Raw genomic sequence first — 20,379 nt, 5'->3', positions numbered from 1 at the left:
CAGGCTTTTCCTAGCAATGGAAGTACCAGGATGTCGCGATCCGAGAGCTCGGCGATCCGGGCGAGAGAGCTGGGAGACCTGCTCCGCTCTCGCCGCGAGCGCCTTCAGCCCGCTGACGTCGGCCTGCCCGCGGGGATCCGCCGGCGAACCCGCGGACTGCGCCGGGAGGAGGTGGCCCAGCTCGCGGCCATTTCCTCGACGTACTACGCCTACCTGGAGCAGGGCCGCGAGGTGCGTCCGTCGCGCCAGGTGCTCGACGCGCTCGCGGCGGCGCTGCGCCTCGACCCCGCCGAACGCGGCCATGTCCACGAGCTCATCCACGGCGCCCCGCCCGCCGAGACACCCGCCGTCGCCGAATCGCTCTCACCTGTCGTCGTCTCACTCGTCGAACGGCTCGACCCGTGCCCGACCTACGTCACCGGCCGATGCTTCGACGTCCTGGCCGCCAACCGGGCCGCCCGGGCGTTGTGGACCGACTGGCCGGCCCGGCCACCGGAGGCTCGCAACATGCTCTGGTGGATGTTCACCGATCCCGGCGCCCGGCAGGTCATGGTCGACTGGCCGGGCGAGGCCTCCGCGCTGCTCGGCCGCTTCCGCACGGCCGCGGCCCGGCACCCCGGCGACCCCGCCTTCGGCGCGCTGCTCGACCGCCTGCGCGCGGCGAGCCCCGAGGTGCGGGAGTGGTGGCCGCAGCACAAGGTCGTACCTCTGGCCTCCGGCACCAAGCGGCTACGCCATCCGGTCCTCGGCGAGCTCGAGTTGCACCACGTCGTCCTCCAGCTCGCCGACGAACCCGAGCACAAACTCGTCACCTTCACCCCCACCGACCGGGACCAGGCCCGGATCTCCGAGCTGCTGCAGTAGAGCGGCTATCGGCGGTTCGCGAGGGGCGTCAGCTGGTGGATGTCGTGGCGGGTCCGTAGTGCCGCGATCGCCTCCTGATCCGGTGGCCGGCCGGTGGCTATCAGGTCGGCGAGTTCGCGCAGGTAGTGCTCGTGGCCGGACGGGGAGACGAGGAAGAGCATCCGCGCGGGCTCGGGTCCGGGATTGAAGAAGGCGTGCGGGCAGCCGGCGGGCACGAACATGACGCTCCCCGGACCGCCCTTGAACACCGGCGTGCCGGTGTCCGACTCCCACGTCCGCCAGTCGTCGTCAGTCTTCTCGCGGGGATGGAAGGCGAGCAGTTCGAGCTCCCCTTCGAGGACGTAGAACACCTCCTCGACGTTATGGTGCAGATGCGCCCCGACGTCGAATCCCGGTGCGACGTCGGCCTCGAACACCGACCAGCTCGCCGATCGCTCCGCACCCACCTTGAGTGTTATACCGGCGGTCTGGATCCGGGATCCGGCGCCGGGCGGGAGCAGCAGTCCGTCGGTCATGGCTTCCATCCAGTCGTGTCCAGCCAGGTCTCCAGCGTCATCAGGTCCGGGTGGGCGGCTCGCAGCGCCGGGAAGTCGGGTTCGTCGTCGTCGCGTTCGCCGAGCCAGGCGAACATCTTGGCCACCTGCTCGTCGAAGGCCCGGATCTGCTCGATGGGCACCTGATGGAAGCGGGCGGGCAGGCCACAGGCCCGGCCGAAGGCCTCGGCGATCGCCTCGGCGGAGAGGCAGTCTCCGGCGATCTCGAGGGTCCGGCCGATGAACGCGCCGGGCTGGTCGAACGCGACCGCGGCGAACGCCCCGATGTCCCGCGTCGCGATCAGCCGTACCCGTGTCTCCGGGCGTACGGCGAGGTTGACCACCAGCTCGTCGCCGTCCACGACCGGGCGGGTGAGGGAGGTGAAGTTCTCCATGAACATGACGGGCCGCAGGACGGTGGCCGCCAGCCCGAGCAGGCCGATGCGTTCCTCGATGCGGGCCTTGCTGTCGTAGTACGGGATGTCGCTCACCAGGCCCGCGCCGCTGATCGAGCTGTAGACGAGGTGCTCGACGCCGGACTCCTTGGCGATCTCGGCCACCGCCGTGCCGCGCCGTTCCTCGGCCGCCACCCCTTCAGGGGTAACCTTGGCGCCGGTGAGCATGGTCAGCACCAGGAAGACGCCGTACACGCCGTCCATCGCCGCCCGGAGCGAGGCCGGGTCGTCCAGGTCGCCGGTGACGAGGGTGGCCCCCGCCGTCCGCAGCGATTCGGCGCCGGGCGAGCCGACATCCCGTACCAGGGCGCGAACCTCCCAGCCACGATCGAGTAACTGGCGCGCGGCCGCGCCCCCCTGCTGACCGGTGGCCCCGATCACCAGCACCTCTCGCTGTGTCATGTGCTCTCCTTCGCCCGGCGGTGACAATGATCAGGCTAGCCACGGAGAAGCGGTCGATCCTGGTACAGATGCTGCTAGCCTGCCGATCGGTTCACCGTCCACGGGAGCGCTGTGGGAAACGGCCACGACAGCGGACAGCCGGCGCGACGCGCCGAGCTGGGTGCCTTCCTGCGCGCGCGCCGGGCCCGGCTGCGGCCGGCCGACGTGGGGCTGCCGGAAGACGGCATACCGGGGCGACGCCGGACCGCCGGCCTCCGGCGCGAGGAGGTCGCCGACCTGTCCGGCGTCGGCGTCACCTGGTACACCTGGCTGGAGCAGGGCCGCAACATCTCCGCGTCGGCTCAGGTGATCGACGCGCTGGCCCGCGCGCTGCGCCTCGGCCCGGACCAGCACCGCCACCTCCGCGACCTCGCCGGCCTCGCCGCCCCGGACCGGGAAACCTCCACCGATGACGTACGTCCCCGACTGCGCCGCCTGGTCGACGCCGCGGTGCCGAACATCGCCTCGATCTATGACGGCCATTTCGACTACCTGGCATGGAACCGGCCGTACGCGCTGATCCGCCACGATCCGGATAGCTTTCCGCCTGACCGGCGCAACCTGGTGTGGATGATGTTCACCGACGAGGAGAACCGGGCCCGCATGACCCGATGGGAGCCGGCGGCGCGGGCCGTCCTCAGTCAGTTCCGGGCCATGGCCGGGCAGCGCCCGGACGACCCGCGGTTCGCGGACATCGTGGCCGGGCTGACCGCGGCGAGTCCGGAGTTCAGGGAGTGGTGGAAGGAGTATCCGATCCGCTCCTTCAGACCCGCGACGGTCGAACTCGATCACCCCGGGGCCGGGCGGGTCGAGCTGGAGATGTTCCAGCTCCGCCTGGTCGAGCGCCCTGACCTGGTGATGGTCGTACAGGTGCCGGTCAGCGACGCGATCCGCCGGCGGATCACCGCCCTGCTCGAAACCGCGTGACCAGCCCGGACTCCCGCGCGGGCTTACTGCTCCCAGTTCTCGTATACGAGCCCGTCGGTGGTTCGCACGAAAGCATGGGGCAGTTGAGCTCCTCCAGGCGAGGCATAGGTGGTGTTGGTGATGCCGACGCCCGCGTCGATGGTGTGGCCAGTCGGATTCCCGTGGTCCTCCCAGACCGCCTTGCTGCCGTCCCACCGGCAGGCCCATACGGAGTTGTTGCCGTCGGTCACGAAGACCAGCGCGTATTGGGAGTCGTTGTTGATGTCCGGGACGCTGATCGCACCCAGGCTGGCAAGGGCGTAATGGTCGCTCAGCGGGGCGCCCACCTCGAGCCAGGAGTCGTCCTGACAGACCCAGACGGTCGCTGCGGTCATGACGAAGCAGCAGGATTGTGAGAGCTGCCCGGGGCCGCGCTTGACGATCGCCGCACCGGCCGGTCCAGTGATCACCTCAGGGTACGGGGGGTAGCCAAGACCGGTCCACCGTGAGGACACCATGTCCGTGACGCCGAGCCACACCTGCCCGTCGCTGCCCCACATGTAGACCTGCAGGGTCTGCTCGCCGGTCCTCTCGTCCGTGACGGCGAGGACTCCCATCGAGCGGCCGATCGAGACGCCGGGCGGCGAACCCATGCTGTACCAGAGCCAGGACGACCCGTTCCACCAGTTCACCCACGCATTGCCGTCGCTGCCGAATACGACGGCGAAGGGCGCGGGACTCATCGTCGGCTTCAGCGCGATCGTCACCGCGCCGAGGCCTCGGAAAAGGTTGACGCTCGGTGGCTGCCCCTGGTCGGACCAGATCCACGTTGTACCGTTCCACCAGTTCACCCAGAGATGCTGGTCTCGTAGGACGAACGCGTAAGGTCGATTCCCCTGCGCGGTGTCGTCGAGGGCGATGACGCCGACCGGTCGGTCGACCTTTCCTCCTTGGTTAGCCCATTCCCAGGTGCCGTCTGGCTTTTGCCAGAGAATCCACAGATGACTGTCCTCCGCCCGTACGAAGACGAAGGGGCGGGTGGTCTGCGAGGCCGTCCTGTCCACGACCGCCACCGCACCGATCCCGTACGTCACCCCAGGGCCGGGCTTGCCGCGAGAGCCCCAGTGCCATGACGTCGGGATGGGCGCGCCGGCCCAGGACAGCGAGCCCAACGCCATGGCTCCGAGGCTGGTCCCCAGAAAGGCCCGGCGAGAGAGCTCCGGTATGACGACGTCCGCCGGGGATCGCCTGCCTCCGTCGCCGTCGTCGGATAACGCCGGCTGGTCGTCGGGTCGTTGTTCGCTTGATGACATGACTATTTCCTCTCGCTACTTGAGCGCAAATGTTGCGGTGATTTAATCGCCAGTGGCTCGATGAACGATTAGTAGCGAGTTGCAGCCCACACGGCGCTTTCCCCCGAATCTGGGAAGATATGACCGATCACATCGCTCCACGGTGGTCGTAGCGACAGCCGTGGTTGCGAAGGCTCCCGCCACTGGAGGAGTGATCACCATCCGGCATCTCGGCATCCTCGCCCACAGCACCGAAGGGGCGGCTCTGTGCTTCCTGGCCTACTGCCAGGAGGGTTTCCGGCAGGTGGGCCGGCACGAGCATCCCGACGTGACCCTCGACTACATCGCCTTCGGCTACAGCATGCCCGCCTGGGACGCGGGTGACCACGACTCGATCAGGGCCAGGCTGGCCGTCAGCGTCGAGCGCCTCGCCCGAGCCGGGGCCGACTTCTTCGCCTGCCCGGACAACACCGCCCACCTGGCGCTCGAACGGCCCGGCGAGGATCTCGCCCTGCCCGGCCTGCACATCGCCGAGGTGGTTGCCGACCAGGCGGTTCGCGACGGGCGTACGAAGGTCGCTGTGCTCGGTACGTCGTACACGATGGACAGCGGGCTTTATCCGAAGGCGCTCGCCGCGCGCGGGATCGCGGCCGAGGTGCCGGAGGCGGACGACCGGCGGATCATCAACGAGATCATCTTTGCTGAGCTGGTGAACGGCGTGTTCACCGAGGAGTCGCGGCAGGAGTACGTTCGTGTCATCGCGCGACTGGCGGACAGGGGGTGTGACGCCGTCGCGCTCGTCTGCACCGAGATCCCGCTCCTGGTGACACCCGCGGTGTCGCCGCTGCCGGCGCTCGACTCGACCCGCCTCATGGCCGTCGCCGCGTACGAGGTCGCCGCCGGCCACCGGCCCCTGCCCACCTGGCGCGGAGGGGGTAACTGAGGCCCAGGTCGTGTGGAGTGCTAGTACCTGACGCAGTCCTGCTTGGCCAGAACCAGGCTCATCCCGGAGACCTTGTTGTTGTTCGACACGTAGAACATGTAGAACGCCTTCTTGCCCGGCACGTCGGCGGTGGGGTACCCACCCGGACCGCGCCGCAGATTGGGGTAGGCGGCCTTCAGTTGCGTCCTGGTGGAGCCGAGACTGATGCCCTGAGGCGTCTTGAGGCCGGCGGGCGCGACGATCATGGCCACGCCGTGCTTCTTGGAGATGTACATCCCCACCCGGTATTCGCCGTACGGGCTCTCCTTGAGGTCCCAGCCCGTGCACCTGGCGGAGTCCCCGACTGATTTGCGGACGATTCGCCCGGTCGCCTTGGCCTTCGTGGCGGTCATGCCGAGCTTCAGGTTGCCGTACCCGTACGGCCCCAGTGTCGCCTTCTGGGCGGCGAACGCGGCGGGCGCGACGGCGACCGGCACGACACCTCCCGCCAGCGCCACCACAAGCGCTGAACGGCCGATCCGCAGGGCGGTCGTCTGCTTCATGGTGCTTCCTCCTTGATCTTTGACTTGATCACTTTAGTGATAGTTCGGACTGGTTGTGGAGGAATCGCGGGGTTGCGGGCAAGCGCTGCCGCCTTCAGGGCCACCGGCCCGCGATCGGCGCCATGCAGCCGACCTACCCCGTGCGGCCGCGGGCCTGGCGAGCGGCGGCCGGGACCGGTCGAAGAGCTGAACGCCGGACGTCGATCCGCCACCCCTAACAATCGGGATTGGTGGCGCTCGGACCAATATGTGGATTGCGTCATTCGACTCCCATCGGTCCGTTCAAAGGAAATGGCATGAGGTTGACAACTCGTGTATTCAGTACAACGCTCGCGCTGCTCATTGCCGGTAGCGGTACGGCGTTGGCACAGTCCGCGAAGACCCCTGTTGCCAAGGCGGCGCTGTCAGTGCGGCACTTCCATAACGTGCGCTTCCAGCGATGCCTGGATGCGGACACGAACACTGGCGGTAACGGCGGCAAGGCTCAGTTGTGGGACTGCGGCCCTTGGAACCAGCAGTGGTGGCGGTAACGGGGGTTGAGGAGCACCCACGCCCCTCACCGAACGGAAAGAATCGGCAGCCTCGACGAATTCCGCCTGGGGCGCGCAACCACACGAGAGCAGAGGAAGAATAATGTTTTGCAACGCGAAATTCATCGGCATCGTTTCCCTCGCGCTCATCGGCCTTTCTGTCGGCCCTGCCATGGCAGGCGCAAAATCGAGCACCGCCGAAGCGTGCCCGAGGTCCAGGCTGTGCTTCTATAGCGACACCGACTTCGGAGGGCGTTCGCTGTTTGTCACGTCGGCGCCGACCGGTATCTGTTGGAACACAAGTGGTGATGGATTTCCGTACAGATCGATAATCAACAATACGAATTACCGGCACCGGGCATGGAGAGGTGGTAGCTGCGACGGAGAAAGCTGGATCATCGGCCCACACGACAGTGCCGACGACCTTGGATTCGACGCCCTCAGCACATCGAGGGACTGAACCAGTGTGATGCGATGAAGACCGCACATCGTCGAACGCCCCTTCTCGCACGAAACGAGAAGGGGCGTTCGACGCTTGAAGACTTGGCGGGCTACTGCTCGATTTGCTTGGGAGCAGCGGCACGGGCGGCGCCCTTGATAAATGCCTTTGTCATGGTTTCGGATACCGTGTCCATCAGACCGCCGAGCGGATCGATCCGGACGCTGTCGGCGATGGCCTTGCCGATTTCCGTGTTCGCGCGCTGACGGGCCTCGAATGCTCTGTTGCTCATCGTGGTCTGGTGATCCAATACTGCGCCGTTGCCGATCGTGGTACGGCTGCTATAGCCGGTAGCGTCGTCCGAGTCGTGTTGCCGATTGCGCTTCTTCTTCCCCATCGAGCAACTCCCTTGCGCCGCGGATGGCCTTCGACAGATATCGCCTAAGCTTTCAGATCCGGAATGTCGCACGATGCCGTGGGCTGTTGATGGTCTGCCTTCCCGTACAAGATTGATCAGTTTTCCTTGTGCGGAAGCACGGCCTTTTGGGCCTGGCTTCGCGCTGATCCAGTTGGTCACGGCCACTTCGTGTGGCTGTCCCATTTGACGATCTTCTTGAGCTGGGCGGTGGGCGGCAGTCCGGTGGCACCGGTCAGGTCAGCGTGCTGGAAGTTGGCGTCCTTCAAGGTGGCGCCCTCCAGGTCGGCGCCCCTCAGGTTCGTGACGTAAAAGATGGTGCCGGTCAGGTTGGCGTCCGACATGTGGGCCTTGGACAGGTCGGCGAGATTGAAATTGGTGCGGGCGAGGTTCGCCTTCGTCAGGAAAGCTTCGGAGAGGTCGGCGAAGGGCATGAGGCTGTCGGACAGGTCTGCGTCGATGAGATTGGCTTCGGCGAGAACGGTGCCGAACATCCTGTTTCGGGGCAGGTAGGCGTCTTGCAGGGTGGCGCCGCCGAGCCGCGCATGGGACAAGTTGATCCAGCCATCCGTCACACGGACCGGCCGGACCCGGCCCAGTATGGTGAGTACGGTCTGGACATCTCTCGCTTGCCCGAACTGCTTGTTCGTCGACGTACGGCCGTTCCCCACGACATAGGAGGCGAGTATGTCGACGGTGGTCTGCTGGTAGGCGGGGACGTCCCTGCCGATGCCCTCCAGGGCGTAGGCACTGCCGATCCGCACGTCCACGCTCTTGTGGCCGAGTTGTTCGACGGCCTTGGCGAATCGGTCGGTGACCTGGCCCTTCTGCGCGACCTCGAGGCCCTTCCTGGCGATCAGCAGTTCCTCGCGGGAGGCGTCGATCGATTTCGCGGTCTGAGCCAGTCCCTGCGCGGTCAGCAGCAGTCCGCCCAGCACGCCGACGGTCGTGCCGACCTGCAGCAGGGTGGCGACGAACTGGCGTCGGCTGTCCCGGGCCGCGCTGTGCAGCTCAGCGCGTTCCTCGGCCGGAAGAGTGTCGAATTCCGCCCGGGATAGGGGAGCGGTCGCCCGTTCATCGCGTCTCCAACGGAACCACGTCATGAACAGATGGTCTGATCAGCCGCGCCTGTTGGCGAGAGTAAGTCCCTACTCAAATGCCGCCTCTCCAGGTGCGACATCTATCGTGGGCGATTGTTGTGGCATCCCTCCATGCGTGCCCTGCGACGTTGTGGTGTGAGATCAGATCCGCGCACCTACAAGAGTGGAGGAGGCGACATGCCGAAGTTCAACCTGGGGAACGGGTTCCCCACCGGCGACATCGCCCGAATCGCCGTCTTCGCGGCGCTGATCGCCGCGCTCGGCCTGCCGGGCACCCTGAACGTCTTCGGCAACGCCGTCCCGATCACGCTGCAGACGTTCGGCGTCATGCTGGCCGGCACGATCCTGGGGTCGTGGCGGGCCGCCGTGGCCGTAGCCGTCCTGCTCGTGCTGGTGGCGGCAGGCCTGCCGCTGCTGGCCGGCGGGCGTGGGGGGCTGGGCGTGTTCGTGGGGCCGTCGGCCGGATTCCTGCTCGGCTGGCTGCCCGGCGCGGCCGTGACCGGCTGGATCGTCGAACGCGGCGGCCATCACCCGGGCGTCGTACGGCTGGTGGTGGCCTGTGTGGTCGGTGGCATCGGGGTGATCTACCTGGTCGGCCTACCGGTGCAGGCGTTGGTCACCGGGATCTCGCTGGGCAAGGCGGCGCTGCTCAGTCTCACGTTCCTGCCCGGTGACCTGATCAAGGCGGTGCTGGCGTCGATTGTGACGAGGGGGACGCAACGGGCATACCCTGACGCCGTCCCGGCCGTACATCGCGAACGGCTCCGCGCCGGCAAGGAGGGCTGACCCGGTCATGCCGGTCGCCGTACAGGTATTGCGACATGCTTCCGACCACCCGCACCGCCTTGCGCTGTGCGGTCCGTCGGGCGAACTGAGTTACGCGGAGCTCGCCCGACGGATCCGCGGCACGGCGGCGCACCTGGCCGCGCTGGGGATGGGCCGCGGCGCACTGGTCGCGATCAGCCTGGCCGACCCGGCGGACCAGCTCACCGCCGCACTGGCGACGGACCTGGCGGGGGGTACGCCGCTGCTGTGCGACCCGGGGTGGGACGAGCGCGTACGGGCCGCGATCCCAGCAGACCTCCACCTCAACGGCCTCGACCACCTAGACCACTCCGACCACGCCGACCCCGACCACGCCGACCCCGACCACGCCGACCCCGATCACGCCGGTCGCCGCGACCACCCCGACCACCCCGACCACCCCGACCACCCCGACCACCCCGACCACCCCGACCACCCCGACCACCCCGACCACCCCGACCACCCCGACTACTCTGGTTACTTCGGTCATCTCGGCGGCCTCGATGGCCGCCCTTCCGGGGAGAGGAACGCTGCTTTTGGGGCGGACGGCCTTGCAATACCCGCTGCGGGAAGCGCACGGCCATCCGCCCCGGCGGCGTGGCCGCGGCCGGAGGCCGGGGATCGGGCCTGGGCGTGCTTCAGCTCCGGGAGCACCGGCCGGCCGCGGGCCGTGGTCCGCAGCCGGGCGTCCTGGACCGCGTCGTTCCCGCGGGTGAGCGAGCTCGCCGGGATCGGCCCCGGCGACGTCGTCCTGGTGCCCGGGCCCCTGAGTTCGTCCCTGTACGGCTTCGCGGCCGTGCACGCGCTGGCCGTCGGTGCCACGGCCCTGGTGCCGGGCCGCTGGTCACCCGGCTCCCTGGGCGCGCAGCTCGGCAGGGCGACCGTGGCCCACCTGGTGCCGCACTGCCTACCGACCGTACTGGACGCCCTGCCAGCGGGGGCCCCGCTGCGGACCGTCGTGATCGGCGGGGCGGCACTGCCCGCGGAGCTGCGGGAGCGGGCGGTGGGCGCCGGGGTACGAGTGGTGTCCTACTATGGCGCGACCGAGCTGTCCTTCGTGGCCATCGACGTGGACGGCGCGGGGCTGCGCCCTTTTCCGGGTACCGAACTCCAGGTCAGAACGCCCCCCGGCCAGTCGCTCGGCGAGGTGTGGGTGCGCTCGCCCTGGCTGGCCGAGGGCTACCTGGCGGGAGCGTCGGGCCCGCTGCGGGTAGACGCCGACGGGTGGATGAGCGTCGGCGACGTGGCGGAGCCGTACCTGCCGGGTGAGGTCCTGCGGCTGCGCGGCCGGGGAGACGGCGCGATCCAGACCGGCGGGGCCACGGTCGTACCGGAGGACGTCGAGGAGGTGCTCAGGAGCGTGCGCGGAGTGGGCGACGTCGTGGTGGTCGGCTCACCGCACCCGGACCTGGGCGCGGTGGTCACGGCCATCGTCGAGGTGGGCGCCGGGACGCCACCGTCGCGGGCCACGCTCGAGGCCGTGGCACGCGGCGGCCTGGCCGCCGCGCAACGGCCCCGCCGCTGGTACGCGATGGGCACCCTGCCCCGCACCTCGGCAGGCAAGCCGGCCCGCGGCCTCCTCACCGCCCGCTTGGCGGACGATGACGCCGCCCGCCGGGCCTACGGCGACCCTTACCTCTGGCGGCTTTCCTGATGCCGCGACTCCCAGCAGAGGCCGTACCGGTCATCGTGGCCGCACGCCGTACGGCGATCGGGACCGCCGGGCACGCCTTCAAGGAGGTGACGGCCGACAGGCTGGCCGCGCCGGTCATCGAGGTGGTGGCCCGTGACGTCGCCTGCCTCGGTGTGCCGATCGACGACGTGGTGCTCGGCAACTGCATGGGTCCCGGCGGGAATCTGGCGCGGATCTCGGCGTTGGGCGCGGGGCTGGGCGAGGCGGTTCCCGGTGTCACGGTGGATCGGCAGTGCGGCAGCGGGCTGGCGGCGATCCTGATGGCCGGTCAGGCCGTGACCAGCGAGGAGATGGAGCTGGTCATCGCCGGTGGAGCCGAGAGCGCCTCCACCGCGCCGTTGCGGGCGCACCGGGGGAGCCCCGACACACCGTACGACCGGGCGCCCTTCACCCCGGCAGGCCATCCGGACCCGGACATGGGAGCCGCCGCCGAGGCACTCGCCGCGGCGCGCGGCGTCGAGCGGGAACGCCAGGACGATTACGCGGGCGCGAGCAACGCCAAGGCGGTGGCCGCGCGGGAGGCGGGGCGGTTCGCGGCGGAGATCGTCGAGGTCGGCGGCCGGACGGAGGACCAGCGTCCCCGGCTGATGCGGCCGGCGTCGCTGTCGCGGTTGCCGGCGGCGTTCGTCCCGGGTGGGTCGGTGACGGCCGGGAACTCGTCCCCGATCAGTGACGGGGCGGCGGTGATCGCCCTCACCTCGGAACGACTGCGGGCCAGAGCCGGGCTGCCCGGCCTCCGGCTGCGGGGCGGAGCCGTCGTCGGCTGCGATCCCGCCCTGCCCGGCTGGGGTCCGGTGCCCGCGGTACGGCGGCTGCTCGGCCGTACGGGAGTACGCATGGAACAGATCGCGGCGGTGGAGATCGTGGAGGCGTTCGCGGCCCAGACGCTGGCCGTCACCGACGCGCTCGGGCTCGACCCGCTCGGCGCCGACAGAGAGCGGGTCTGCGCGGACGGCGGCGCGCTGGCGCTCGGTCATCCGTGGGGGGCGACCGGAGCCGTCGTGGTCACGCGGCTGTTCACGCGGCTCGTGCGGTCGGGCGCGCCGCCGGGGACGCTGGGGCTGGCGACGGCGGCGGTCGGCGGCGGCCTCGGAGTCGCCGCCCTGTTCGAGGTGGTATGAGCGGGATCGGAGTGGGATCTGTAGGTGTTGAGATGTATGGGTGGTGTGCGTGATCGAGCTGGACGACGTACGGGTCCGGCTCGGGCAGCGTGAGGTGCTGTGCGGTGTCACGGCCGCGCTGCCCGAGCGGCGGGTGGGCGTGATCGGCGCCAACGGATCGGGCAAGAGCACCCTGGCCCGGCTGCTGAACGGCCTGGTCCTGCCGAGCTCCGGCACCGTCACCGTCCTCGGTGACGACACCCGCCGCCACGCGGCCAGGATCAGGCGGCGGGTCGGGTTCCTGTTCACCGACCCCGACGCGCAGATCGTGATGCCGACCGTGGCCGAGGACGTCGCCTTCTCCCTGCGCCGGCGGAAGCTGCCACGCGAGGAGGTCGAGCGCAGGGTCGCCGACGTCCTGGAGAGGTACGGCCTGGCAGGCCACGCCGACCACCCCGCCCACCAGCTGTCCGGCGGCCAGAAACAGCTGCTCGCCCTCTGCTCGGTCCTGGTGCTCGAACCCGAGATCCTCGTCATGGACGAACCCACGACCCTGCTGGACCTACGCCACTCCCGGCTGGTCGCCGACGTGCTGCGCGACCTGCCGCAGCAGGTGGTCGTGGTCAGCCACGATCTCGCCCTGCTGGCGGACTTCGACCGCCTGCTGGTGCTGGACGAGGGCCGGATCGTGGCCGACGCCGCGCCGCGGGCGGCCATCGGCCACTACCGGAAGCTCATGTCGTGAACGGGCTCACCGGCGCCTACGTCCCAGGTGACTCGCCGCTGCACCGCCTTCCCGCAGGGGGCAAGCTCGCGGGTCTGGCCGCCTTGTGCACGGTGCTCGTCCTCCTGCGCGCGCCGGTGGCGATGGCGGTCGCCGCGCTGGTGGTGGGCGTGCTGTTCGCCGTCTCGGGGGTGGGCGCGGCGGCGGCCTGGGCGCAGGTACGGCCGGTCCGCTGGTTCGCGGTCGCGCTGTTCGTCATGCAGGTGGTGTTCGCGGATCTGCCGTCGGCGATCACTTCGGTGTCGCGGGTCGTCCTGGCCGTCGCTCTGGCCGGGCTGGTCACCTTGACGACGCGGACGGTCGCCATGATGGCCTTCCTCGAGCGCTGCCTGTCGCCGGCGCGGTGGGTGGGGCTGGACCCGTTCCGGCTGTCGTTGCTGCTGTCTCTCACGATCCGCAGCGTGCCGGTCATGTCCGACCTGGCCACCCGGGTACGGGAAGCCCAGCGCGCCAGGGGAGTGGAGTGGAGCATGCGCGCCTTCGCCGTACCACTGGTGGTGAGCGCGTTGCGACACGCGGACGCGCTCGGCGAGGCCCTCAGCGCCCGCGGCCTGGACGACTGACGGCGCTCACGTGTCGACCGGCAGGCGGCGGGCGGCCACGCCTGCCCAGCCCAGGCCGAGTGCGGTGATCAGGAGTACTCCCGCGGCCCCCGCTCCCGCCGCCACCAGGCCGGCCGCGCCCGGGATGAGGATCTGCCCGGTACGGTTGCCCACCAGCCGCAGTGACATCGCCCGCCCCCGAAGACCGGCGGGTGCCGACTCCGCGAGCCACGACATGGTCATCGGCTGCCCCACCCCCAGCCCGAACCCCATGACCAGCAGCACACAGGCCAGCAGCCACAGCGGCATGGGCAGCGGTGTGACCACCATGGCCAGGGCCGCCGCGACGGTGCTGACCACCAGGAGGCGCCGTCTGCCGAAGGCGCGCGAGAGGCGGCCCAGGAAGAACCGCGACCCCATGGACGCCACGCCACGGATCGCCAGCAGGGCGCCGACCACGCCTGAGGCGAGCCCTTGCTCGGTGCCCAGCGCCGGCAGGTAGACCAGCGTGATGTCGACCGCGGCCAGCACCACGCAGCTCGTCACGAGCGCGTGCGCGAGACCCGGCAGCCGCAGCAGCGACCGCACTCCGGTGCCGTCGCCCTTGACCTGCGCGGCGGCCCGTGGGCTGGCGGTCAGGAGCACCGACAGTACGACGAGTACGGCGGCGAGCCCGCAGGTCCACAGGTAGATCCGGCCGGTGTCGGGAATGGCCAGCGCGCCGCCGAACACGGTGATCAGGACCGGCCCTGCGGCCTGGCCCAGCGAGGCGGCGAACGTGTAGTGCCCGAAGGCCGTGTCGTACCGGCCGGGCACGGTCACGTTCGCCACCAGCGCCTGCTGGGCGATGACGCAGCCGAGATGTCCCGTGCCGAGCAGGACGCCGCCCGCGATCAGCCCGGGGATCGTGTGGCCGAACGCCAGGAACGCGGCACAGGCGGCCGTGAGCAGGATCGCCCCCGCCACGGCCATGCGCCGCTCGCCGTACCGGTCGGCGGCCTGACCGGCGGGGATGGCCAGGACGAGCGGCGCGACGGCGAAGCTGGCGCCCAGCACGCCCAGCCACGCCGCCGGTACGTGCAGCTCGATCGCCCCGTACGACATGGTCGGCCGCAGCACGAACGTGACCACCTGCGTCCCCATGGAGTGCGCCAGCAACAGAGCCGTCCGATGGCGCCGATGCCAGCCGTCAGACATCGATCCCGTCCACTTCAGATCCAGCCCGCTCGGCTCCAGCGCGGTCGAAATCGGCCTGGTCGAAATCAGCGCGGGCGGAGTCGGCTTGCGCGCGCAACCGCCGGGCGGCCTGCGCGCCCAGGCTGGTGTCGATGTGCTCGCGCATGACGGCCGCCGCGCCGTAGGCGTCTCCGGCGATCACGTACTCCAGCAGGGCCTCGTGCTCGCCCGCCTTGCGGTCGCGGGCGGCCTGGCCGCGTTCGACCTCCAGGGCCAGGCGGCGATAGCGGTCGGACTTGTCCCACAGGCCGTCGAGCGTGCCGATGAGCAGGTCGTTGTGCGAGGCGCCGTACAGGGCGGCGTGGAAGCGGCGATGGGCGACGAGCTGCTCGTACGCGGGATCGCCGGGCAGCGGGCTGAGCCCCTCGGCGGCCGCGCGCATGCCCGCGATGTCCGACCTGGTCCTGCGCTCGGCGGCCAGGGCGACGGCCAGGGGGTCGAGGGAGCGCCGCATCTCCAGCAGGTCGCGCGCCTCCTCCGCGGACAGTGGCGCCACTCGGGCGTCGCGATGGGCGTCCAGCGCCACCAGGCCCTCGCTCTTCAGCCGGCGCAGCGCCTCGCGGAGCGGCGTGGTGCTGATGCCGATGTCACGCGCCAGCGTGACCTGCGCGATCACGGAGCCGGGCGGCAGGACTCCGGACAGGATCAGCTCCTTGACCCGCAGGTACGCGTGGTCGGCCTTGGTGGTGGAGAGCTCGGCCGACGTCCCGTTCGTCACGGCTATAACGTACCGCACCACGATAAGGCACGAAATTTCGGGCTAAAGGGTCATAGGTTATAACGGGCCTCCCGACAGGCTCCTGGTGTGGGAGCATTTGGGCACCATGCGAGCCATGCTGCCGTTGCGATTAGCGCGCTCGGCCCTCTTCGCGGCCGTCTGCGTGACGCTGGCCGCCCTGGCTCACTGGTTCGCGGGCGGCACGCTGCCGAGCCCCGCCCGGCTCGCCCTCGGAGCCGCGGTCGTGACGGCCATCACGGCCGTGGCCGCCGGTCGGGAGCGCGAACCGGTCCTGATCGCCCTGCTGCTCGGCGCGGCGCAACTCCTCCTGCACGGCCTGTTCACCTGGCACGCCGCCCCCACCGCCATGCCGCCCGGTCATGGGCTGGCCTCTGACGTCGAGATGGAGCTCTGCCACCTCACCGCCACGCTGATGACCGGATGGTGGGTGGCCAGGGGCGAGACCGCGCTGTGGTCGGTGCTGCGGCGCCTGGCCGTACGCGTGGTGCTGCTCCTTGCGCCGTGCCCCATCCGCCCGCCCGCTCCGTCGGCGCCCGCTTACCGCGCGCCCGGCATTCCGTACGAAAGCGTTGTCCTGCGTCACGCGGTCGTCCGGCGTGGGCCCCCGCTCCCGGCTGCTCTCTGAAAACCTCACCCCGCAGCCACGTGGAGAACACCATGACGTCCACCCTCGCATGCCGTCGACCTCTGCCCGCCCGCACCTGAGCAGCCGTGTCCATTTCCCGAGGCGGGCCGTCGACGGCCCGCCGTTACGCCGTTGTCGCCGTGGCCGCCGGACTTCTGGTGCTGGTCGCGGCCCTGCTGTTCGGCGGAAGCCTGCCGGCGCAGGAGATCCCGGGCCTGCCCAAGGCGGGACCGATCACCGACTGGGGCCTGCCCCTGGCCCGGTTCGTCTATGACCTGTGCGCCTTCGCCACCGTGGGAACGCTGGTCGCCGCCGTGTTCCTGGCCCCGCGCGGCACGCCGGAGGCCGCCGCCTGCCTGCGGGCCGCCAGTCGGTGGGCGCTGGGCTGGGCTGTCGCCGCGGCCGCGATGTACCTGCTGACGATCTCGGAGGTCACCGGCCTGCCGCTCGCCGATCTGCTGGAGGACCCGTCGATCCTGACGTTCGGCACCACCGTCCCGCAGACCCAGGCGCTGTTCATCGTGGCCGCGGCGGCGGGGGTGGTGGCGATCGGCACCAGCTTCGGGCCTTCGACCTGGTGGAACGGCCTCCTGCTTGCGGTCGCCGCCTTCGCGGTGCTGCCGCCCGCCTACGTCGGTCACGCGGCCTCGGCCGGCGACCACGACATCGCGATCTCCGCCCTGATGGCGCACCTGGTGACGGTGGCCGTGTGGGTGGGCGGCCTGGTCGCCGTGCTGGTCCACTTCCGGCGGTCGGACCGGCTGGCGGAGGTGGTGCCCAGGTTCAGCACGCTGGCGCTGGCCTGCTTCGCCGCGGTGGCCGTGTCCGGTGTGGCCAGTGCCTGGGTACGGCTGGACGCCGTCGCCCAGCTCTGGCAGAGCCGTTACGGCCTGCTCATCCTGGCCAAGACGGCCGCGCTGGTGGCTTTGGGCGCCTTCGGCCGGCACCATCGCCGCCGCACGGTCGCGGGCCTGGCCGAACGTCCGGTGCGGCACACGTTCATCCGGCTGGCCACCGGTGAGGCGATCGTCATGGTGGCGGCCGTCGGGCTGGCCGTGGGTCTGTCGCGCACCCCGCCGCCGCCCTCGGAGGGCGGTGGCGGTCACGACCACCTCCTGCTGGAGTTCGACCTGCCGCCCTTCTCGATCGGCAACCTGGTCACCGAGGTCCGGCTGGACCCGCTGATCCTGCTCCTGCTGGCCCTCCCCGCGATCGGCTACCTCATCGGGTTGCGCCGCCTGGCCCGCGACGGGGTGCCGTGGCCGCCCGGCCGTACCGCCGCGTGGCTGGCCGGGCTCGCGGTGCTGGCGTTCGCCCTGCTCAGCGGCGTGGGCGGCTACGCCCGCGCGATGCTGTCCGCGCAGGCGCTGCAGTACGGCCTGGTCGCCCTCGTGGCGCCGCTGCTGCTGGCGCTCGGCGCGCCGCTGACGCTCGCCGCCCAGACCACCACCGACCGCTCGCAGTACGGCGACGTGACCCGCGCGATCCTGGACAGCTGCCTCGCCGCGCGCCTCACCCACCCCGTGACCGTCGCGGCGCTGCAGGTCGTGCCCGTGGCGCTGCTGTACGGGACCGGCTGGCTGGGGCAGTCGTTGTACAGCTACGCGGCGCACCTGCTCACCCTGGCCCTGCTGTTCTGCACCGGGATGGTGTGTTTCTGGGTGCTGACCGGGGTGGATCCGCTGCCGCGCCCGGTCACCTGGGTGACGCGGGCGCGGCTGTTCGCGGTGGTCGCCGTGGTGCCGCTCGCGCTCGGGCTGGTCCTGCTGTTCGGGCCGGGGGTGGGCCTGGACTGGTTCACGCTGGTGTCGCCGCCGGGGGTGTCGGACCTGTCCGCCGATCAGCGGGCCGCCGGGCTGACGGTGCTGATCGCCGCGATCCTGGTGCTCGGGGCGTCGGCGGTACGGCTGGCGTCATGGCGGCGGGCCGCTCAGCAGAGGAGGACCCTCGTCTGAACGACCACGGTCATGACGCATGTCCCTTCTCGGAGTGATGTGGCTTCTGTACGTCGACCGTGGTCAACCGCCGTTCGGCGCCGGTGATCTCGTACACCGGCCCGGTCAGCGTCACCGGCCGCTCGGCGACGACCTCGGTGACGGAGCGGCGGACGGTCACCGTCACCTCGCCGGGCTCGACGACGCGCCGGCCGTCGCGCCCGGTGAAGGCCAGCAGCCGCGTCGGCACCTCGAAGCCGACCGACGCGCGCTCACCGGGGTCGAGCTCGACGCGCGCGTACCCGACGAGCTGGGCGACGGGCCGGGTGACCGAGGCGACCACGTCCGACGCGTACACCTGCACGATCTCCGCGCCCGCCCGGTCACCCGCGTTGCGCACGACGACCGAGCAGCGGATCGACCCGTCCGCCGCCGGGGCGGTCCCGGCCACGGCCACGTCGTCGTAGGCGAAGCTCGTGTAGCTCAACCCGTGGCCGAAACCCAGCTCCGGAGCGGGGTCGACGTTGCTCACCGAGCTGGCCGCGCCGAGCCGGGGATGCAGATAGCTGTACGGTTGGCCGGCCACCGAGCCGGGCATGCTCATCGGCAGCCGGCCCGACGGGTTCACGGCGCCGCTGAGCACCCGGGCGATGGCCCCCGCGCCCTCCTCTCCGGGGAAGAACGCCTGCACCACGGCGGCGGCCTCGCGCAGGATGCCCGGTACGGCGTAGGCGCGGCCGGTCATCAGGACCACCACGACCGGTGTGCCCGTGGCGATGACCGCGTCGGCGAGCTCCTGCTGGGCCCCGGGCAGGTCGAGGGTGTCCACGTCGCAGCCCTCGCCGGAGGTGCCCCGGCCGAACAGGCCCGAGCGGTCGCCGAGCACGAGGATCACCACATCGGAGTCGGCCGCCAGACGCGCCGCGCCGGCGATGCCCGTGCGGTCGCCGTCATCGACACCCGTGCCGGGTTCGACCTGGAGCACCGCGTCCGGAAACTCCGTCCGCAGGGCGTCCAGCAGCGTGGGCGACTCGATGCCGGGCTCGACGCCGGGGAAGTGCGGCAGGACGTGATTGACGAAGGAATAGCAGCCGAACAGCGCGGTGACGCTGTCCGCGTTCGGGCCTATGACGGCGACGCGCCGGCCCGCGCGGTCACCGAGGGGGAGCAGGCCGTTGTTGGTCAGCAGCACGATGGACTCTTCCGCCAGCCGCCGCGCCAGCGCCCGGGACTCGGCGCCGTCCAGGTCGACGGGTCCCGAAGGGGCCGGCTCATAGTCGTCGTCGAGCAGCCCGAGCTCCGCCTTCTGCAGCAGGACGCGGCGCAGCGCCCGGTCGATCAGCGATTCGGCGATCCGCCCGCTCGACACGGCCTGCTTCAACGGCTCCAGATAGGCCACCCCGGTGGGCAGCTCGACATCGATGCCCGCCGTGAGCGCCTGCACGGCCGCGTCCTCGGCGTCGGACGCGACGGCGTGCAACGTGTGCAGGAAGGCGACCGCGAAGTAGTCCGCGACGACGGTGCCTTCGAAGCCCCACTCGTCGCGCAGAATCCTGGTGAGGTAGTGGGCGTCCGCGGCGACCGGAATCCCGTCGATCTCCGCGTAGGAGTTCATCACCGAGCCCGCCCCCGCGTCCCGGACCGCCACCTCGAAGGGGAACAGCAGCACGTCGGACACTTCACGCGGCCCCGCGTGGACCGGGGCCAGGTTCCGGCCGGCGCGGGAGTTCGAATAGCCGACGAAATGCTTCAACGTCGCGATGACGCCCGCGGACTGGAGTCCCCGCACGTACGCCGCCCCGATCGTCGCGACCTCGTACGGATCCTCGGAAACGCACTCCTCGATCCGGCCCCACCGCTGGTCGCGCATCACATCGAGCACGGGGGCCAGCCCCTGGTGAATGCCGAGCGCGGCCATGCTCGCCCCGATCTGCCGGCCCATCCGCTCGACCAGCTCGGCGTCGAACGAGGCGCCCCACGCCGGCGGGACCGGATAGGTCGTGGCCCGCCAGGCCGCCAGACCGGTGAGGCATTCCTCGTGCGCCAGCGCCGGCACGCCGAGGCGGGTGTGGTCGAGCAGCCATCGCTGCCGCGCGGCCAGCAGGGTGCTCGCCCACTCCGGATCGACAGGCCGGGTCCCGTAGTGGCGGGTGATCTGCCCGAGGCCGTGGCGGGCGAACTCCTCGAAGGCGACGTCCTCTCCCTGCATCGAATCCTGCAGCGGCGCGACGACCCCCTCTTCGCGATTGACGTTCAGCCACACGCCCACGAGCTGCGCGAGCTTCTCGTCGAGCGACATGTCGGCCAGCAGGTCACCGACGCGCCGCGCTCGGCGCTCATCGATCGTCATGCACGCACCCTCACTGTTGATAGTGCCGAGGTATTGCAGCAGAAAATTTTCGGCTGAATTTCGGATAAATTACCGTGACATTGCCGTGCGGTTACGCTAGGCTCCGGCCTGT

General features: G+C 70.5%; 20 protein-coding genes. 11 read left to right on the top strand and 9 right to left on the bottom strand.

All coding sequences use genetic code 11. The features are described 5' to 3' along the window. Window positions 1-30 precede the first annotated feature (30 nt). On the top strand, window positions 31-864 hold the full coding sequence (locus ACGFNP_RS44455) for a helix-turn-helix domain-containing protein (RefSeq protein WP_393329022.1): 834 nt from the start codon (window positions 31-33) through the stop codon (window positions 862-864). Between the two features lie 5 nt (window positions 865-869). On the opposite strand, the gene ACGFNP_RS44450 is transcribed toward ACGFNP_RS44455, so the two are convergent. Together ACGFNP_RS44450 and ACGFNP_RS44445 are read right to left on the bottom strand one after the other, a co-directional pair. Then, the gene (locus ACGFNP_RS44450; RefSeq protein WP_358323986.1) at window positions 870-1,379 is read right to left on the bottom strand and encodes a cupin domain-containing protein; all 510 of its coding nucleotides are present in this window, start codon (window positions 1,377-1,379) and stop codon (window positions 870-872) included. After that, window positions 1,376-2,254 (bottom strand): NmrA/HSCARG family protein, encoded by an 879-nt coding sequence (locus ACGFNP_RS44445; protein ID WP_393329021.1) that lies wholly within the window; start codon window positions 2,252-2,254, stop codon window positions 1,376-1,378. Before ACGFNP_RS44445 ends, ACGFNP_RS44450 begins: the two co-directional genes overlap by 4 nt. 111 nt (window positions 2,255-2,365) lie before the next feature. Between ACGFNP_RS44445 and ACGFNP_RS44440 the strand changes: the two genes are divergently transcribed. Continuing rightward, window positions 2,366-3,220 carry a helix-turn-helix transcriptional regulator gene (locus ACGFNP_RS44440; protein WP_358323979.1) on the top strand — a complete coding sequence of 285 codons (855 nt, stop codon included), beginning with the start codon at window positions 2,366-2,368 and terminating at the stop codon, window positions 3,218-3,220. Window positions 3,221-3,243: 23 nt separating this feature from the next. Here ACGFNP_RS44440 and ACGFNP_RS44435 read toward each other — a convergent pair whose 3' ends face one another. Continuing rightward, entirely contained in the window at window positions 3,244-4,272 is a 1,029-nt protein-coding gene (locus ACGFNP_RS44435) for a hypothetical protein (protein ID WP_393329019.1), read from the bottom strand. A 430-nt stretch (window positions 4,273-4,702) separates the two neighbouring features. Here ACGFNP_RS44435 and ACGFNP_RS44430 point away from each other — a divergent pair, with 430 nt between their 5' ends. Next, window positions 4,703-5,434, top strand: coding sequence for an aspartate/glutamate racemase family protein (locus tag ACGFNP_RS44430; protein ID WP_393329017.1), 732 nt, complete (start codon window positions 4,703-4,705; stop codon window positions 5,432-5,434). Window positions 5,435-5,454: 20 nt separating this feature from the next. Here the strand turns inward: ACGFNP_RS44430 and ACGFNP_RS44425 are convergent, their stop codons facing one another. Beyond that, entirely contained in the window at window positions 5,455-5,976 is a 522-nt protein-coding gene (locus ACGFNP_RS44425) for a hypothetical protein (RefSeq protein ID WP_358323973.1), read from the bottom strand. 633 nt (window positions 5,977-6,609) lie between these two features. Here ACGFNP_RS44425 and ACGFNP_RS44420 point away from each other — a divergent pair. Beyond that, complete coding sequence (locus ACGFNP_RS44420; RefSeq protein ID WP_393329015.1) at window positions 6,610-6,966, top strand: peptidase inhibitor family I36 protein; 357 nt, start codon at window positions 6,610-6,612, stop codon at window positions 6,964-6,966. 91 nt (window positions 6,967-7,057) lie between these two features. Here the strand turns inward: ACGFNP_RS44420 and ACGFNP_RS44415 are convergent, their stop codons facing one another. Both ACGFNP_RS44415 and ACGFNP_RS44410 read right to left on the bottom strand, forming a co-directional pair. Beyond that, window positions 7,058-7,342, bottom strand: a complete 285-nt coding sequence (locus ACGFNP_RS44415; protein WP_393329013.1) for a hypothetical protein — start codon at window positions 7,340-7,342, stop codon at window positions 7,058-7,060. Window positions 7,343-7,518: 176 nt separating this feature from the next. Continuing rightward, a complete protein-coding gene (locus ACGFNP_RS44410) occupies window positions 7,519-8,463 on the bottom strand; it encodes a pentapeptide repeat-containing protein (RefSeq protein WP_393329011.1) in 945 nt (314 codons plus the stop codon). A 174-nt stretch (window positions 8,464-8,637) separates the two neighbouring features. Between ACGFNP_RS44410 and ACGFNP_RS44405 the strand changes: the two genes are divergently transcribed. Genes ACGFNP_RS44405 through ACGFNP_RS44385 form a run of 5 tightly spaced genes read left to right on the top strand, consistent with a single transcriptional unit; the run spans window position 8,638 to window position 13,404 of the window. Further along, entirely contained in the window at window positions 8,638-9,246 is a 609-nt protein-coding gene (locus ACGFNP_RS44405) for a biotin transporter BioY (RefSeq protein ID WP_358323961.1), read from the top strand. Window positions 9,247-9,253: 7 nt separating this feature from the next. After that, entirely contained in the window at window positions 9,254-10,918 is a 1,665-nt protein-coding gene (locus ACGFNP_RS44400; protein WP_393329009.1) for a class I adenylate-forming enzyme family protein, read from the top strand. Beyond that, complete coding sequence (locus ACGFNP_RS44395; RefSeq protein WP_393329007.1) at window positions 10,918-12,078, top strand: thiolase family protein; 1,161 nt, start codon at window positions 10,918-10,920, stop codon at window positions 12,076-12,078. Before ACGFNP_RS44400 ends, ACGFNP_RS44395 begins: the two co-directional genes overlap by 1 nt. Before the next feature lie 49 nt (window positions 12,079-12,127). After that, window positions 12,128-12,802: an ABC transporter ATP-binding protein gene (locus ACGFNP_RS44390; protein ID WP_358323954.1), complete on the top strand. Its 675-nt coding sequence runs from the start codon at window positions 12,128-12,130 to the stop codon at window positions 12,800-12,802. After that, window positions 12,799-13,404: an energy-coupling factor transporter transmembrane component T family protein gene (locus ACGFNP_RS44385; protein ID WP_393329005.1), complete on the top strand. Its 606-nt coding sequence runs from the start codon at window positions 12,799-12,801 to the stop codon at window positions 13,402-13,404. The genes ACGFNP_RS44390 and ACGFNP_RS44385 overlap by 4 nt, the downstream gene beginning before the upstream one ends. A 6-nt stretch (window positions 13,405-13,410) precedes the next feature. On the opposite strand, the gene ACGFNP_RS44380 is transcribed toward ACGFNP_RS44385, so the two are convergent. Together ACGFNP_RS44380 and ACGFNP_RS44375 are read right to left on the bottom strand one after the other, a co-directional pair. Continuing rightward, the gene (locus tag ACGFNP_RS44380) at window positions 13,411-14,580 is read right to left on the bottom strand and encodes an MFS transporter (protein WP_393329004.1); all 1,170 of its coding nucleotides are present in this window, start codon (window positions 14,578-14,580) and stop codon (window positions 13,411-13,413) included. Then, window positions 14,573-15,337 (bottom strand): GntR family transcriptional regulator, encoded by a 765-nt coding sequence (locus ACGFNP_RS44375; RefSeq protein WP_393329002.1) that lies wholly within the window; start codon window positions 15,335-15,337, stop codon window positions 14,573-14,575. The genes ACGFNP_RS44380 and ACGFNP_RS44375 overlap by 8 nt, the downstream gene beginning before the upstream one ends. A 115-nt stretch (window positions 15,338-15,452) precedes the next feature. Here ACGFNP_RS44375 and ACGFNP_RS44370 point away from each other — a divergent pair, with 115 nt between their 5' ends. Then, window positions 15,453-15,983: an MFS transporter gene (locus ACGFNP_RS44370; protein WP_393329001.1), complete on the top strand. Its 531-nt coding sequence runs from the start codon at window positions 15,453-15,455 to the stop codon at window positions 15,981-15,983. Between the two features lie 86 nt (window positions 15,984-16,069). Continuing rightward, window positions 16,070-17,938 carry a bifunctional copper resistance protein CopD/cytochrome c oxidase assembly protein gene (locus tag ACGFNP_RS44365; RefSeq protein WP_393329000.1) on the top strand — a complete coding sequence of 623 codons (1,869 nt, stop codon included), beginning with the start codon at window positions 16,070-16,072 and terminating at the stop codon, window positions 17,936-17,938. A gap of 10 nt (window positions 17,939-17,948) precedes the next feature. Here the strand turns inward: ACGFNP_RS44365 and ACGFNP_RS44360 are convergent, their stop codons facing one another. Beyond that, entirely contained in the window at window positions 17,949-20,267 is a 2,319-nt protein-coding gene (locus ACGFNP_RS44360; RefSeq protein WP_393328999.1) for a glycoside hydrolase family 3 N-terminal domain-containing protein, read from the bottom strand. Window positions 20,268-20,379: the final 112 nt, after the last annotated feature.

This window comes from Nonomuraea sp. NPDC049269 (assembly GCF_043197155.1).
Classification (GTDB): domain Bacteria; phylum Actinomycetota; class Actinomycetes; order Streptosporangiales; family Streptosporangiaceae; genus Nonomuraea.
This window is presented reverse-complemented; position numbering and strand designations above follow the sequence as displayed.